This window comes from Methylophaga frappieri (genome assembly GCF_000260965.1).
GTDB classification, from domain to species: Bacteria; Pseudomonadota; Gammaproteobacteria; order Nitrosococcales; family Methylophagaceae; genus Methylophaga; species Methylophaga frappieri.
In genome coordinates, this window is record NC_017856.1 from 19,947 (window position 1) to 33,494 (window position 13,548).

The 13,548-nt window shown below is 45.3% G+C and carries 11 protein-coding genes; 10 read left to right on the forward strand and 1 reads right to left on the reverse strand.

The genetic code is table 11. The annotated features are described in order from the left end of the window. The first annotated feature begins 49 nt into the window (after positions 1–49). On the forward strand, positions 50–2,131 hold the full coding sequence (gene ppk1 / locus Q7C_RS00120; RefSeq protein ID WP_014702664.1) for a polyphosphate kinase 1: 2,082 nt from the start codon (positions 50–52) through the stop codon (positions 2,129–2,131). Beyond that, a complete protein-coding gene (locus Q7C_RS00125; RefSeq protein WP_014702665.1) occupies positions 2,131–2,874 on the forward strand; it encodes a ParA family protein in 744 nt (247 codons plus the stop codon). The genes ppk1 and Q7C_RS00125 overlap by 1 nt, the downstream gene beginning before the upstream one ends. Here the strand turns inward: Q7C_RS00125 and rlmKL are convergent. Beyond that, positions 2,871–5,105: a bifunctional 23S rRNA (guanine(2069)-N(7))-methyltransferase RlmK/23S rRNA (guanine(2445)-N(2))-methyltransferase RlmL gene (gene rlmKL, locus Q7C_RS00130; RefSeq protein ID WP_014702666.1), complete on the reverse strand. Its 2,235-nt coding sequence runs from the start codon at positions 5,103–5,105 to the stop codon at positions 2,871–2,873. The genes Q7C_RS00125 and rlmKL overlap by 4 nt on opposite strands. 47 nt (positions 5,106–5,152) lie before the next feature. Here rlmKL and yhbY point away from each other — a divergent pair, with 47 nt between their 5' ends. From yhbY to Q7C_RS00170, 8 genes are all read left to right on the forward strand, one after another. Beyond that, a complete protein-coding gene (gene yhbY, locus Q7C_RS00135) occupies positions 5,153–5,446 on the forward strand; it encodes a ribosome assembly RNA-binding protein YhbY (protein WP_014702667.1) in 294 nt (97 codons plus the stop codon). A 30-nt stretch (positions 5,447–5,476) separates the two neighbouring features. Then, positions 5,477–6,076 (forward strand): nitroreductase family protein, encoded by a 600-nt coding sequence (locus Q7C_RS00140; RefSeq protein ID WP_014702668.1) that lies wholly within the window; start codon positions 5,477–5,479, stop codon positions 6,074–6,076. A gap of 15 nt (positions 6,077–6,091) precedes the next feature. Then, a complete protein-coding gene (locus Q7C_RS00145; protein WP_014702669.1) occupies positions 6,092–6,553 on the forward strand; it encodes a pentapeptide repeat-containing protein in 462 nt (153 codons plus the stop codon). A gap of 128 nt (positions 6,554–6,681) precedes the next feature. Next, on the forward strand, positions 6,682–10,572 hold the full coding sequence (gene hrpA, locus Q7C_RS00150) for an ATP-dependent RNA helicase HrpA (RefSeq protein ID WP_014702670.1): 3,891 nt from the start codon (positions 6,682–6,684) through the stop codon (positions 10,570–10,572). A 159-nt stretch (positions 10,573–10,731) separates the two neighbouring features. After that, positions 10,732–11,142, forward strand: a complete 411-nt coding sequence (locus Q7C_RS00155) for a c-type cytochrome (protein ID WP_041366281.1) — start codon at positions 10,732–10,734, stop codon at positions 11,140–11,142. An 86-nt stretch (positions 11,143–11,228) separates the two neighbouring features. Then, positions 11,229–11,516, forward strand: coding sequence for a PepSY domain-containing protein (locus tag Q7C_RS00160; RefSeq protein WP_041366283.1), 288 nt, complete (start codon positions 11,229–11,231; stop codon positions 11,514–11,516). A 6-nt stretch (positions 11,517–11,522) separates the two neighbouring features. Beyond that, positions 11,523–12,200 (forward strand): response regulator transcription factor, encoded by a 678-nt coding sequence (locus Q7C_RS00165; RefSeq protein WP_014702674.1) that lies wholly within the window; start codon positions 11,523–11,525, stop codon positions 12,198–12,200. Then, complete coding sequence (locus tag Q7C_RS00170) at positions 12,193–13,545, forward strand: ATP-binding protein (protein ID WP_050954365.1); 1,353 nt, start codon at positions 12,193–12,195, stop codon at positions 13,543–13,545. Before Q7C_RS00165 ends, Q7C_RS00170 begins: the two co-directional genes overlap by 8 nt. Positions 13,546–13,548 lie beyond the last annotated feature (3 nt).

Sequence of the window (13,548 nt, forward strand, 5' to 3'; positions counted from 1 at the left end):
ATGGTAGGTCGTCACAAATCTGTCATTAAAGGATCTTAGACTTCTCCACATGGAAAATTCAATTGATTTAAGTAGCCCCGAACTATTCTTGAACCGCGAAATCAGTTTGCTGGAATTTAACTGGCGGGTTTTGCAGCAAGCACTTGATCCGAATGTGCCTTTGCTGGAGCGGCTCAACTATTTGTGTATTTCCAGTACCAATCTGGATGAATTTTTTGAAGTTCGAGTTGCCGGCCTGATTCAGCAACTGGAAATTGGCGATCCTTACCTTGAGGCGGATCAAATCAGTGCGCAGGAAGTATTGAGGCTAATCAGTGCACGTGCCCATGAGCTTGTTGAAGAGCAGTACACGGTATTGAATGAAGTGCTACTTCCGGAACTGGAAGTTCAAGGCATTCGCGTACTGCCCCGGGCAATGTGGACGGAACAACATAATGCGTGGCTGGAAAAATATTTTCAGGAAGAAATTTTGCCAATCTTGAGTCCAATCGGACTCGATTCTGCCCACCCTTTCCCACGCTTACTTAATAAAAGCTTGAATTTCATTGTGTCATTGGTCGGCAAAGACGCCTTTGGACGGGATCGAGGGTATGCGATTTTGCAGGCACCGCGCGCGCTGCCACGCGTGATCCAACTACCGGCAGAGTTAAGTGATTCCGGCCAGTATCACTTTGTCTTTTTGTCATCCATTATTCACGCGTTTGCTGAGGATTTATTCTTTGGCATGAAGGTCAAGGGCTGCTATCAGTTTCGGGTTACCCGCAATAGTGATTTAGCCATTGATACTGAAGAAACCAGTGACTTGCTGGCCACCATTGCGGATGAATTAACCCATCGCAATTATGGTGATGAGGTTCGTCTGGAAATTGCGCATAACTGCCCGGAAGACATGGTAAATTTCCTGCGTGAACAATGTGGGATGCATCAGGATAACGTCTACCTGGTCAATGGGCCGGTTAACTTGAGTCGTATTCAGGCATTGCACTCGCTGGTTGAACGCCCGGATATGAAGTTCAAACCGTTCACACAAGGTCGTGCCAGAGGCATGACATCAGATGCGGACTTGTTTGCCAGCATCAAAAAACATGATCATTTGCTGCATCACCCCTTTGAATCTTTCGGCCCGATTGTGGATTTAATCAAACAGGCGGCGGCAGATAGTAGCGTTCTGGCAATTAAACAAACGCTTTATCGAACCGGCGCCAGTTCACCAATTGTTGATGCATTAGTGGCTGCGGCACATGCTGGCAAGGAAGTGACGGTAGTGGTAGAGCTACGCGCCCGCTTTGATGAAGAAGCCAATGTGGCATTGGCTGCCAAATTGCAGGAAGCCGGCGCCCATGTGGTTTACGGCATTGTTGGCTACAAAACACATGCCAAAATGTTGTTGATATTACGCAGAGAAAACAATAAGTTACGCCGTTATGTGCACCTTGGTACCGGTAATTATCATCGTAGCACTTCGCGAGTATATACCGATTACGGCCTGTTAACGTCGGATAAGCAGATCGGTGAAGATGTGAATAATTTATTTATTCAACTGACCAGCTTGGGTAAGGTGCCGGGCATGCACAAGTTACTGCATGCCCCTTTCACACTGCATGAAAGACTGTTGAATAAAATTGATCGAGAAATTGACCATGCGATTCAAGGCAAACCAGCCCGAATTATCATCAAGGTAAACTCGGTGGTAGAACCTGAAATGGTACAAGCGTTTTACCGGGCATCGATGGCTGGTGTGAGGGTTGATCTGATTGTGCGTGGTATTTGTACTCTCAAACCTGGGGTTGAAGGTATTTCTGATAATATTCACGTGCGCAGTATTATTGGTCGTTTTCTTGAGCATACGCGTGTTTATTATTTTGAAAATGATGGCCAGCCTGAAGTCTGGTGTGCCAGTGCAGATTTGATGAAACGAAATTTGCTGCGCCGTGTGGAAACGGCTTTTCCCGTTGAGTCAAACAAATTACGGCAACGCATCATTGAGGATCTGCTGCTCTATCTGGCCGATAACAGTCAAGCATGGATCTTATCGCAAGATGGTCGTTATAAACGTGCAGATACTCCAGAGGATGGTGAAAAAATTGCAGCGCAGTCACGCTTGCTGGAGCAAATGGCCGCCCAATTTTAATGAATAAGCTGGCTTTTTTTAATCTCAAGGGCGGTGTAGGTAAAACGACCTCTGCCGTGAATATCGCATGGCATGCGGCGCAGGATGGCATTCCAACATTGCTCTGGGATCTTGATCCGCAAGGTGCCGCAAGCTGGTTGCTGCACCGTAAAGCAAAATCTAAAAGTGAACCCAAGAAAGTCCTGGCAGGTAAAACGGCAATAGGTGAACTGGTCAAGGCTACCGATTATCCTAATCTGGATATTATCCCTGCCGATTTTTCTTTTCGTGAATTTGATGTCTTATTGTCAGACATCACAGATAAGCAAAATGCGGTAGACAAATTACTGGCGCCATTCAGTGAGCGTTATGCTCTGATAATTCTGGATTGTCCGCCGAGCTTTTCGACATTAAGTGAACAAATATTTGATACGGCGGATGTGTTGTACATGCCGCTAATACCAACCCACTTGTCACTGCGTACTTTTGAGCAAACACGCGACTTTTTCAAACAGCACAAGCTCAAACCCAAACGGCTTCGGCCTTTTTTTAATATGGTTGATCGTCGGCGATCGCTCCATCGGGTCATGATTTCGCATCCTCCCAAAATGCTCAAGAACGGATTACAGTCGACAATCCCCTACGCGGCAGTAGTGGAACGAATGGGCGATTTCCAGGCACCATTAGGTAGCTTTGCAGAAAACACGCCCGTTGCGCAGGCTTACGCTAATTTGTGGCAAGAAATAAAAGCAGATTTCCCCTAGCTAAACTTTCGCAGTTGCCAGCAATAGTGAATTTTAGGGCGACGTGCAAAATCCTCAGGTAGTGTTGCTTTACTGAGGTCTGTAATTTCAAATTGTGTTAATGACGAGTCGTCTAAGCGAAAATCCTGACGATTGGTAGAGAACCAGATTACCCCTTCTGCACTCAATAATTTTGCCAATTTGTTGAGCATATCTGCATGATCGCGCTGAATATCAAAGATGCCCGTCATTTTGCTGGAATTAGAGAAGGTAGGCGGATCGATAAAAATGACATCGAATTGCTGTTTTTCTGCAACCGCCTGATCCAGCCAAGCGGTAACATCGGCCCGCAAGAATTGATGCTTGTCATTGGTTAACTGATTCAACGCTAGGTTATCTTTTGCCCACTGCAGGTAGGTATTTGACATGTCTACAGTTAAGCTGGATTTGGCGCCCGCTGCTGCTGCATAGACGGTCACACTGCCGGTATAAGCAAATAAATTTAACAACGATTTACCGCGGGCCTGTTGACCAATCATTTGTCGCGTAAGGCGATGATCAAGAAACAAACCCGTATCCAGATAGTCGGTCAGATTAACCCAGAATTTAAGACCATTTTCCCGAACAGCAAAACGTTGATTGAGCGCCGCCTGGGTTTCGTATTGATCACTACCCCGCTGTCGCTGACGATATTTTAATGTGATATCGGTGGCAGAGACGCCTAAAACATCAGGAACGATTTTCATTATTTCCTGGAGTCGGCGGCTCGCTTTTTGTGGGTCAATTTCTGCTGGCGGGGCATATTCCTGAACATGAACTTTGTCGCCATAAATATCAATCGCAGCAGCATAGTCCGGTAAATCAGCATCATATACGCGATAACACTCAACATCTTGTTTGCGTGCCCATTTGGCAAGGTGTTTGGCATTCTTTCGCAGCCGATTGGCAAACATGGTGGCTTGCTCTGACAGTGTGATTGAAGGTGAAGTAAGCGTGGAATGCGTTTCTGGTGGGACGTCTGTAACGCCAGGCCATGGCGCTGGCTTTATGGGTTGACTGGTCGGCGCGGTGGCTTGCTTAGCCGGTTTCGGGGCACGGTAGTACAACACCTCACAGGCAATCGGCCCATTATCAAACGGACGCTGTTCAAATAGGGTCAGTCCAGTAAATTTTCCTAATGCCGCATTGTCGGTAATAATTGCTGTGCGCCAACTTGGCAATTTTTCCGACACAATATTACCGATGCTATCAAAGAGATAATGTAACTTGTCAGTATCGCCCATTCGGGTTCCATAAGGTGGATTACAGACAAATAAGCCTTGGGCAGGCAGTTGTCGACTAACCGCAGTCCAATCCAGTAAACGGCGATGTTCGACTTGGATATGCTCGGCCAGCCCAGCAGCGTTTATATTTTCAGTTGCGGCGATAACGGCCGTATCGTCTTGATCACCACCTGTTAGATGCGGGAGCCGTGATAAGCCGCTTAGTCGCCGTCGTTCTGCATCAGCCCGGAGCTGTTGCCAAGCCGATGCATCATGTTGTGGCCAGTTCAGAAAGCCAAAGTAGTGACGGTTAAATGCGGGGGCAATATCCGCCGCCATCATGGCCGCTTCAATCAAAAACGTACCACTACCGCACATAGGATCGATGAGTCCCCATCCTTGGCGCGCCAGTTTCGGCCAGTCAGCGGCAAGCAATATTGCGGCGGCAAGGGTTTCTTTGAGTGGTGCAATAGTCTGTTGAACACGATAGCCACGTTTATGCAGACTGTCTCCAGACAAATCAATACTGACAATGGCTTGATTGTGTTTAACATAAACATTGACACGTAAATCGGGCTGCCCTAAATCGACGGATGGCCGTTTACCGAATTGCTCACGAATCTGGTCAACAATGGCATCCTTCACCTTTTGCGCACCAAACTGATTGTGTTGCAGCTTTGAGCGAAAACTATTGAAATCAATCGCCAGTGTCGCCGATTCATCTGTCGCTATATGCGTCGACCAATCAATGGTTTGAATGCCCTGATAGAGCTGCTCAGGCGTCTCAGCCATAAACCGGGCAACCGGCATCAAAACCCGCACGGCAACACGCGACCATAAACAGACTTGGTAGGCTTGTTTAAGCGTTCCGGTAAAACGAACGCTACCCGTTTCTTGCTTGGTGTTGGTAATGCCAAATTGACGGAGTTCGTCGCTGAGTAAATCCAGCATGCCGCGAGCAGCTGTGACAGTGAACTTATGTTGGGTCATGGGCTATCCTGATATAATTCACGCATTTTAATACAGGTGACTTTGTGATGGCAGTGACAGATAAACAACGACGATATCTTAAGGGGCTGGCACATTCGCTAAAGCCCGTTGTCATGGTAGGTAACAGCGGTTTAACAGACGCCGTAATGAATGAAATCGATCAAGCGCTGGCGCACCATGAATTGATTAAAGTGCGGGTGAGCGGACAAGAGCGGGATGAAAGACATTCAATGCTGGAAAAAATTGCAGTGCAATCAAAAGCTGACTTAGTACTAATAATTGGTAATATTGGTGGCTTTTATCGCCCTGCCGAGCAACCCAGAATCAGTTTGCCGCGTTAGATCTATAACACACGTTTTTGAGGAGGTTTTATGATTGCCAAGCCAGCGAATACCGCCGAACCCATTGCAGAAATTATTGCAGCGCGTTGGAGTGGTCGAGCCTATGATGCATCGAGAGCCGTTAGCGAGGCCCAGATTACGGCATTGTGCGAAGCAGCACGATGGGCACCCTCCTGTTTTGGCGACGAGCCGTGGCGTTTTATCATTTGGGACCGCTTTCATGATGCGGAAAGTTGGCAGAAAGCATTTGATTGCTTGGTTGAAGGCAATCAGGCATGGGCAAAAAATGCGCCAGTATTGATTTTGGCGGCGTCGGTTGAACACTTTAGTCACAATGACAAACCCAATCGATGGACTGGTTATGATACGGGTGCGGCCAGTGTCAGCTTGTGTTTGCAGGCAACCCAATTAGGCCTTATGTCGCATCAGATGGGCGGCTTTGACAGCAACGCTATGCGAGAGACTTTTGCCATTCCAGAATCAGTTCATTTATGGTCGATGAATGCAATAGGTTACGCCCTGCCACTTGAGGCATTAGGTGCGGAGCAACGGGAGAAGGAACTTAGTCCTCGTAAGCGGCGTCCTTTAGAGCAGCAGTTTTTTCATGGTGGCTGGCAACAAAGCCGTTGATTAGGAATGTAATCTATGAAATTTTCGACCCTGATAATCCTAGCATTATTTAGTTGTTCTGCTTTAGCCTACGAAAAAATCTACTTGAAGCGCTTGCTTGAAGAGAATCAATGCCACCACTGTACTTTGACCGAAGCCCCCCTGAACGACAAAGACTTGCGTGGTGCCGATCTTAGCGAATCCAAGTTGCAAAAAATAAATCTACAAAACAGTCAACTACAAGGTGCATGGTTTACGCACTCCAAAATGCATGAGGCAAATTTGGAAGGGGCTGATTTGCAAGGTGCCTTGCTCGACTATACCCTTCTCAATCACGCCAATTTAAAAAATACTAATTTAGATAATGCCCAGATGATTTTCAGTAATTTAACCGGCGCCGATTTATCCGGCGCTTCAATGAATGGTACAAAAATGCGGGGCATTATTTTTTGTAACACAACAATGCCAAATGGAAAAATCAATAACAGTAGTTGTTAATATTTCGCGATTTAGGTTTACTTATTTTCGCCTAATCCTAAAAATACTTATTTTGGGTTAGGCGTTAATTTTTCTTTATACCGCTAAGCCTGAATTTCTCCGGTTGTTTGAATCGTAGGTTTATTGTCTTGACCGACCCCACTTTGTACCAACTCGAACAAATGCTGCCTAAAACCATGTTGGTTGATCGGCATAACCTGACTCGAAAATTACAACACCTGAAAAAAAATTCGACGCCGGATAGCAAGCAGCTACAAAACCTGATCGAAAAAATCACGCGCTCAGCCGAACAATATCAAAATCGCATACAAAATCGACCCAAGCCAAAGCTAGATGCTGATCTGCCAGTGATTGCACGGCGTCAGGAAATAGCCGATGCCATTCAGGCGCATCAGGTGATTATTCTGTGCGGTGAAACGGGCTCGGGTAAAACGACGCAATTACCGCAAATTTGTCTGGACTTGGGGCGTGGGGTAAGCGGCTTGATTGGACATACGCAGCCGCGACGTATTGCCGCGAGAACGGTTGCAACCCGTATTGCCGAAGAACTGGATTCGGAGATTGGCGAAACGGTTGGTTATAAAGTTCGGTTTCATGACCAAGTTCGAGCTGATCGTAGCTATATCAAATTGATGACTGACGGCATCTTGTTGGCCGAAACTCAAAATGACAAATTTTTAAATCAATATGACACGATTATTATCGATGAGGCCCATGAGCGCAGTCTCAACATTGATTTTTTATTGGGTTATTTGAAGCAGCTGTTACCAAAGCGTCCTGATCTGAAACTCATCATCACCTCAGCAACGATCGATACAGAGCGTTTTTCTACCCATTTCAACAACGCGCCGGTGATTGAAGTCAGTGGTCGGACTTATCCGGTCGACATTCGGTATCGGCCATTGATTAGTCAGGATGATGACAACGAAGACTATGATTTCGTTGAAGGCATTGTTGCCGGTGTTGATGAAGTTTGCAAAGAAGGTCCCGGTGATGTGTTGGTGTTTTTGTCTGGTGAACGTGATATTCGCGATGTGTCTGAGGCATTGCGTAAACACCATCCGCCAAATACCGAGATTTTGCCCCTGTTTGCCCGCCAATCGGCTGCTGAGCAAAACCGTGTTTTTAAAACCGGTGGCCCGCGGCGGATAGTTCTTGCTACCAATGTAGCCGAAACCTCTTTGACAGTGCCGGGTATTCGCTATGTGGTGGATCCGGGACTGGCTCGAATTAGTCGATATAGTGTACGTAATAAGGTGCAACGGTTACCGATTGAAAAAATCTCTCAATCGAGTGCCAATCAACGTGCCGGTCGGTGTGGACGGATTGCTGCCGGGGTCTGTATTCGCCTTTATGATGAAGATGATTTTCAGGCTCGGCCGGCCTTTACCGACCCGGAAATTTTAAGAACTAATCTTGCTTCCGTTATCTTGCAGATGACGGCATTAAAACTGGGTGATCCCGGCAAATTTCCATTTATTAATCCGCCCCCGCCCAAGATGGTCAATGATGGTTACCGTTTGCTCGAAGAGTTGGGCGCGGTGACACGGCAACGACAAATCACTGATACGGGTCGGCAATTGGCGAAACTGCCCATTGATCCGCGTATTGCGAGAATGATTCTGGCGGCACATACACAAAACAGTCTTAACGAAGTTCTCGTTATCGCCAGTGCCTTAAGTATTCAGGATCCACGTGAGCGACCGATGGATAAACAGCAGGCCGCTGATGAAGCACATAAAAAGTATCAGGATGAACGCAGTGATTTTTTGGCCTTTTTAAAGCTTTGGGCGTTATATCACGACAAGAAAAAACACTTATCACAAAATAAGTTACGTAAATTTTGCAAAGAAAACTTTCTCTCTTTTCTGCGGCTGAGAGAATGGCTGGATATTTACCAGCAATTGCAAGTTCAAGTGAAGCAGATGGGCTTTAAAGCGAATCAGCAACCAGCAGATTATATGGCGATACACCTTGCCCTGCTAACTGGATTATTGAGTCATGTCGCTACGAAAACGGATCAATATAGCTACACCGGTGCGCGTAATCTCAAATTAAAAATTTTTCCCGGTTCGGCGCTGCATAAAAAAGGGCCAAAATGGCTTATGGCAGCTGAACTGGTTGAAACGGGCCAACTCTACGCACGAATTGTAGCAAAAATTGAACCAGACTGGATTGAACCGGTCGCTGGAGACTTGGTTAATCGACAATACAGCGATCCGCATTGGGAAAAAAAGCCAGCGCAGGTCGTTGCCTTTGAAAGTGTCACGCTCTATGGCTTGCCTGTTGTCACACGGCGCCGCGTGCACTTCGGCCCTATTGATCGGGCATTAGCCAACGAAATATTTATTCGCCAGGCATTGGTAGCGGGTGACTTTAATTGCAATGCACCCTTCTTTAAACATAATCAGCAACTGATTGAAGATATTGCCATTCTGGAGCATAAGTCCAGACGCCGTGATGTTTTGGTGGATGATGATGTGTTATTTGAGTTTTATCGCCAGCATGTGCCAGCACATATTGTGAACGGGGCTGGGTTTGAACGTTGGCGCAAAAAAGCGCAGCAGCAAGATCCCAACCTACTATTTTTGACGCGTGAAGCGCTCATGGCACACGAAGCTGAGCAAGTCACGGTCGATGATTTTCCGGATCAAATGTTGGTTAACCGTATTGCGTTACCGCTCTCCTATCATTTTGAGCCGGGTAAACAAGAAGATGGCATTACGCAAACGATTCCCATATCGCTACTCAACCAGACACAACCAGAACGCTATGAATGGCTCGTGCCAGGATTGCTCCGAGATAAGGTGATTTTTTTATTAAAATCCTTGCCTAAGTCATTGCGTCGGCACGTTATTCCTGTACCACAATATGCAGATCGTGCTTTGGAACTGATTTCTGCAGATCAAGGCGCTTTATTACCCGCGTTGAGTGATGCCCTGCATCGATTGGCCGGGGTCGATATTAAACCGGATGATTGGCGACTGGATGAATTGCCACCCTATTTGCAGATGAATTTCCGGCTGGTGGACGAACGGGGAAAGTTACTTGAAAGCAGTCGTGATTTATCCGCACTGAAAATTAATTGGGCTGATGAAGCCGCAGATAGTTTTAGTCAATTACCTGACAGTGAATATGAAAAAAGCGGATTAACCAGCTGGTGTTTTGGCGACTTGCCCGCTCAGATGGTACTGGAACAAAATGGTATTGAAATCACTGCTTATCCCGCATTGATTGATAAGACAAATTCTGTTGATTTGACCTTATTAGATACTCAGTCTCAAGCTGAAGCGCAGACATTTAAAGGCTTGCGCAGGCTGTTTATGTTAGCGGAAAAAGAGACCGTCAAATATCTGCACAAACATCTGCCAGATATCAAAACAATGTGTTTGCATTATGCCAATGTTCCGCCCTCGCCCTATACGGATAAAGAACGCCAGCAAACGCCTTGTGAACAATTAAAAACAGACTTAATCCAAGTAGCTTTTGATCGGTGTTTTCTTCTCAATAAACCCTGGCCTCGTAGCCAGACTGAATTTGAGCAACGGCTGTCGGAAGAGCGGCGACATTTAATTAACATAGCAACGGCGCTCGCGGCTGTTATTGCCGATGCTTTACGGGAATATCATGCTATAGCGAAGCGTTTATCCGGCAATCTACCCCTTGCGGCAATGCATGCGGTGCAAGATATTCGCGAGCAGTTGCAATACCTGCTCTATCAAGGATTTGTCCATGACTTGCCTGATACAGCGTTAAAACGTTTACCTGCCTACTTTCAGGCGATCGGATTACGGTTGGATAAGTTAAAAACGGATCCAAGCAAAGACAAGCAAAGACAACAAGAAGTCAGTCGTCACTGGCGTCGATATTTGCAACATCAGCATCGCACGACCGATGGGTATCAACATTATCGCTGGATGATTGAAGAGTTTCGTATTTCTATCTTCGCTCAGGAGGTGGGTACGGCATACCCAATCTCAGCCAAGCGTTTGGATAAATATTGGGCGGATGCCTGTTAATGTTCAGTTAAAGTTCAGTAACTGAATGCTAAGTTTTGCGTTGGTAAGGCATTATGAGTGTGTTAAATCACTTAATAGATTGTGTAAATAACCTATTTTAATTAGGGCTTTTTTCCCTAAACTTGATTTTTTTGCTGCGTAAATACGGGAGTATGACAAATGAAAATAATCAAGTTAAACAAAATAAGCATGGTATTACTTGGGCTAATACTCAATAGCGTGTTGATTAACACTGCGTTTGCTGTTGACCATGATTACAAAGTCACTAATGGCAATGAGTTGGATGCTGACACTTATAGTGGATTTAAACTTTACCGTAATTGGTGTGCTCGATGTCATGGGACATATGGTCAAGGCATGGTTGGTCCTAACTTAGCTCAGAGCCTTCAAAGCATTACTTACGAAGAATTTGTAGAGACGGTTACTAATGGTAAGCTGGGGAATATTGGATCCATGCCTGCATGGAAAGAAAATCAATCTGTTATGCAAGGGATGAATAATTTATATCGTTATTTAAAGGCACGAGCTGATGGCAAGATTGGTGTCATCAAACCTGTCAAAGTTAAATGACCAGGTATTTATCCCTAATAGAGTTTGTGCTCATGTTTTAACAGGCAGAATTATCATCTTTCATAAGACAGATGATTGGAACCTTTATGCGAATATTATGCAGACTACTGCTGTTGATTTTATTCATGCCGTCTTTGGTTGTCGCGAGAGAATTACCTGACGATATTGAGCAAGGTACGAGTGTTAACAACATCTCACTGCCATTAACTGAAATAACAGCGGCTGAGTTAGCACATGTTGAAACAGGTGGCCGGGTTCTGTCAGTTCACTTTGAGTATTTTGAAGAAGAGCCCATTTTTCGTGTCAAAGTTCTTCACGATAATGGTATGGTTAAAACCTACCGTATACACCGGGATAATGGACAGCGAATGTGAGGGTTAATGCGCATCCTATTGGTTGAAGATGAAACGATTCTGCGAGAAAAAACAGCGCAGCGATTGCGTGCTCAGAATCTCACTGTTGATGCGATTTCAGATGGTCAAGAAGGGTTATATATGGCGTCTGAATATCCCTATGATGTAGCCATCATCGATTTAGGATTACCTAAGCTATCCGGTATTGAGCTTATTCAACAACTTCGTCAGCAGCAAATTAAGTTTCCAGTCTTAATTTTGACTGCTCGAGGCCGCTGGCAAGATAAGGTTAGTGGCCTTGAAGCGGGTGCAGACGATTATTTAGTAAAGCCATTCCATTTTGAGGAATTGCTCGCCAGATTAAATGCGTTGGCGCGCCGTGCTTCTGGTTGGGCGAATGCAATTATGCGTTGTGGACCCATTGAGCTCAATCCCTCAACACAACAAGTGATGCGAGAACATATCCCTATAGACCTTACTGCTTATGAATATCGACTTTTACATTATTTGATGTTGCATGCCGGAGAAGTTATCTCCAAAACAGAGCTAACGGATCACATTTATGAGCTCGATCAAGATCGGGATAGTAACGTTATAGAGGTATTCATTAAACGTCTACGTAACAAGTTGGATCCGGAGAAATCCTTAAATCCGATTGAGACACTTCGTGGGCGAGGCTATCGCTTGATTTTGCCTCGTGATTGAGACGCCAATTTCACTCTCAGGACGGCTTTTAACAGCCGCATCGATAGTTCTTGGCGCTTTTTTGGGGTTATCTGCTTTTAGTCTTAATAATGCTTTTAAAAGTAGTGCTGAGACAGCACAGTATCAGCGACTCCATACACATGTAATGACGATTTTAACTGCTGCCGAATTAAGCTCTGCTGGTGAGTTATATATGCCTGAAACACTTCCGGAGCAAAAGTTTTCTGTGCCTGGGTCTGGTCTATATGCACAAATTACAAGCGAAAATAAAATCATTTGGCAATCACCATCAGCGATAGGCCTTTTTCTAGCGCTCCCCTATCATCCTGGACCTTCTTTAGAGCAATATGAAGTTATCGAGCTAGATAATGGAATGATTATTCATAATTTGGCATTTGGGGTGGTATGGGAGAATGATGCAGGAGAACAGTTTGAATACACGATAAATGTCTCTGAAGATGAGGTACATTTAGAAGCGCAAACGGCCAATTTCCAGCGAGGACTTTGGTATTGGCTTGGTGGGACGGGCCTGATATTACTGTTAGCCCAGTGGTGGGTTTTACGTTGGAGTTTGCGGCCATTGAATAAAGCAGCCAAAGACTTGGATGCGATTGAGTCTGGGCAGCATGCTCGTTTATCTGGTAGCTACCCAATTGAACTGCAACAATTGACTCGCAACATTAATAGACTATTGGACCATGAACAACACCGGCGATTAAGGTATAAAAACTCTCTTGCTGATTTGGCCCATAGTCTCAAAACGCCCTTAGCCGTTTTAAGAAGTGAGGTTGAGAATAGTGATGATCTGCTTCAACTTAAGTCAGATGCTCAAGAACAGCTCGATCGTCTAAGTCATCTAGTTGATTACCAACTTCAACGTGCGGCGACAGAAGGCAAAAATAATTTATTGGCACCGGTATCTTTAGGTGAAATCATTCATAAAATCATCACCTCGTTAGATAAGGTATACCAGCAAAAACGTGTCCGGCATCAACTTGAAATTGAACGTGACGCCTTTATTCATGCTGATCAAGATGATATGTATGAGCTATTAGGTAATTTACTCGAAAATGCTTATAAATATTGCCGTAGTCAGGTCAACATTATTGTGCGACTTATGCAAAGTGGCATTCTATTAAAAATTGAAGATGATGGCGCCGGCTTACCTATTCGCTCTGGTGAGGCGATCATTAAAAGAGGAAGACGCTTTGATAGTCAGCAAGAAGGCCATGGATTAGGGCTGGCAATTGCAAGCGATATTGTCGAGGCCTATGAAGGAACCATTGAGCTCGAAAAAAGTTACCTCGGTGGCGCCTGTTTTGTGATCAAATTACCTAATCAGTAAGTT

What these genes read in the sequence shown, in the direction of transcription:
- ppk1 (WP_014702664.1), top strand. Translation starts at nt 50, where the DNA reads ATGGAAAATTCAATTGATTTAAGTAGCCCCGAACTATTCTTGAACCGC.
- Q7C_RS00125 (WP_014702665.1), top strand. Translation starts at nt 2,131, where the DNA reads ATGAATAAGCTGGCTTTTTTTAATCTCAAGGGCGGTGTAGGTAAAACG.
- rlmKL (WP_014702666.1), bottom strand. Translation starts at nt 5,105, where the DNA reads ATGACCCAACATAAGTTCACTGTCACAGCTGCTCGCGGCATGCTGGAT.
- yhbY (WP_014702667.1), top strand. Translation starts at nt 5,153, where the DNA reads ATGGCAGTGACAGATAAACAACGACGATATCTTAAGGGGCTGGCACAT.
- Q7C_RS00140 (WP_014702668.1), top strand. Translation starts at nt 5,477, where the DNA reads ATGATTGCCAAGCCAGCGAATACCGCCGAACCCATTGCAGAAATTATT.
- Q7C_RS00145 (WP_014702669.1), top strand. Translation starts at nt 6,092, where the DNA reads ATGAAATTTTCGACCCTGATAATCCTAGCATTATTTAGTTGTTCTGCT.
- Q7C_RS00155 (WP_041366281.1), top strand. Translation starts at nt 10,732, where the DNA reads ATGAAAATAATCAAGTTAAACAAAATAAGCATGGTATTACTTGGGCTA.
- Q7C_RS00160 (WP_041366283.1), top strand. Translation starts at nt 11,229, where the DNA reads ATGCGAATATTATGCAGACTACTGCTGTTGATTTTATTCATGCCGTCT.
- Q7C_RS00165 (WP_014702674.1), top strand. Translation starts at nt 11,523, where the DNA reads ATGCGCATCCTATTGGTTGAAGATGAAACGATTCTGCGAGAAAAAACA.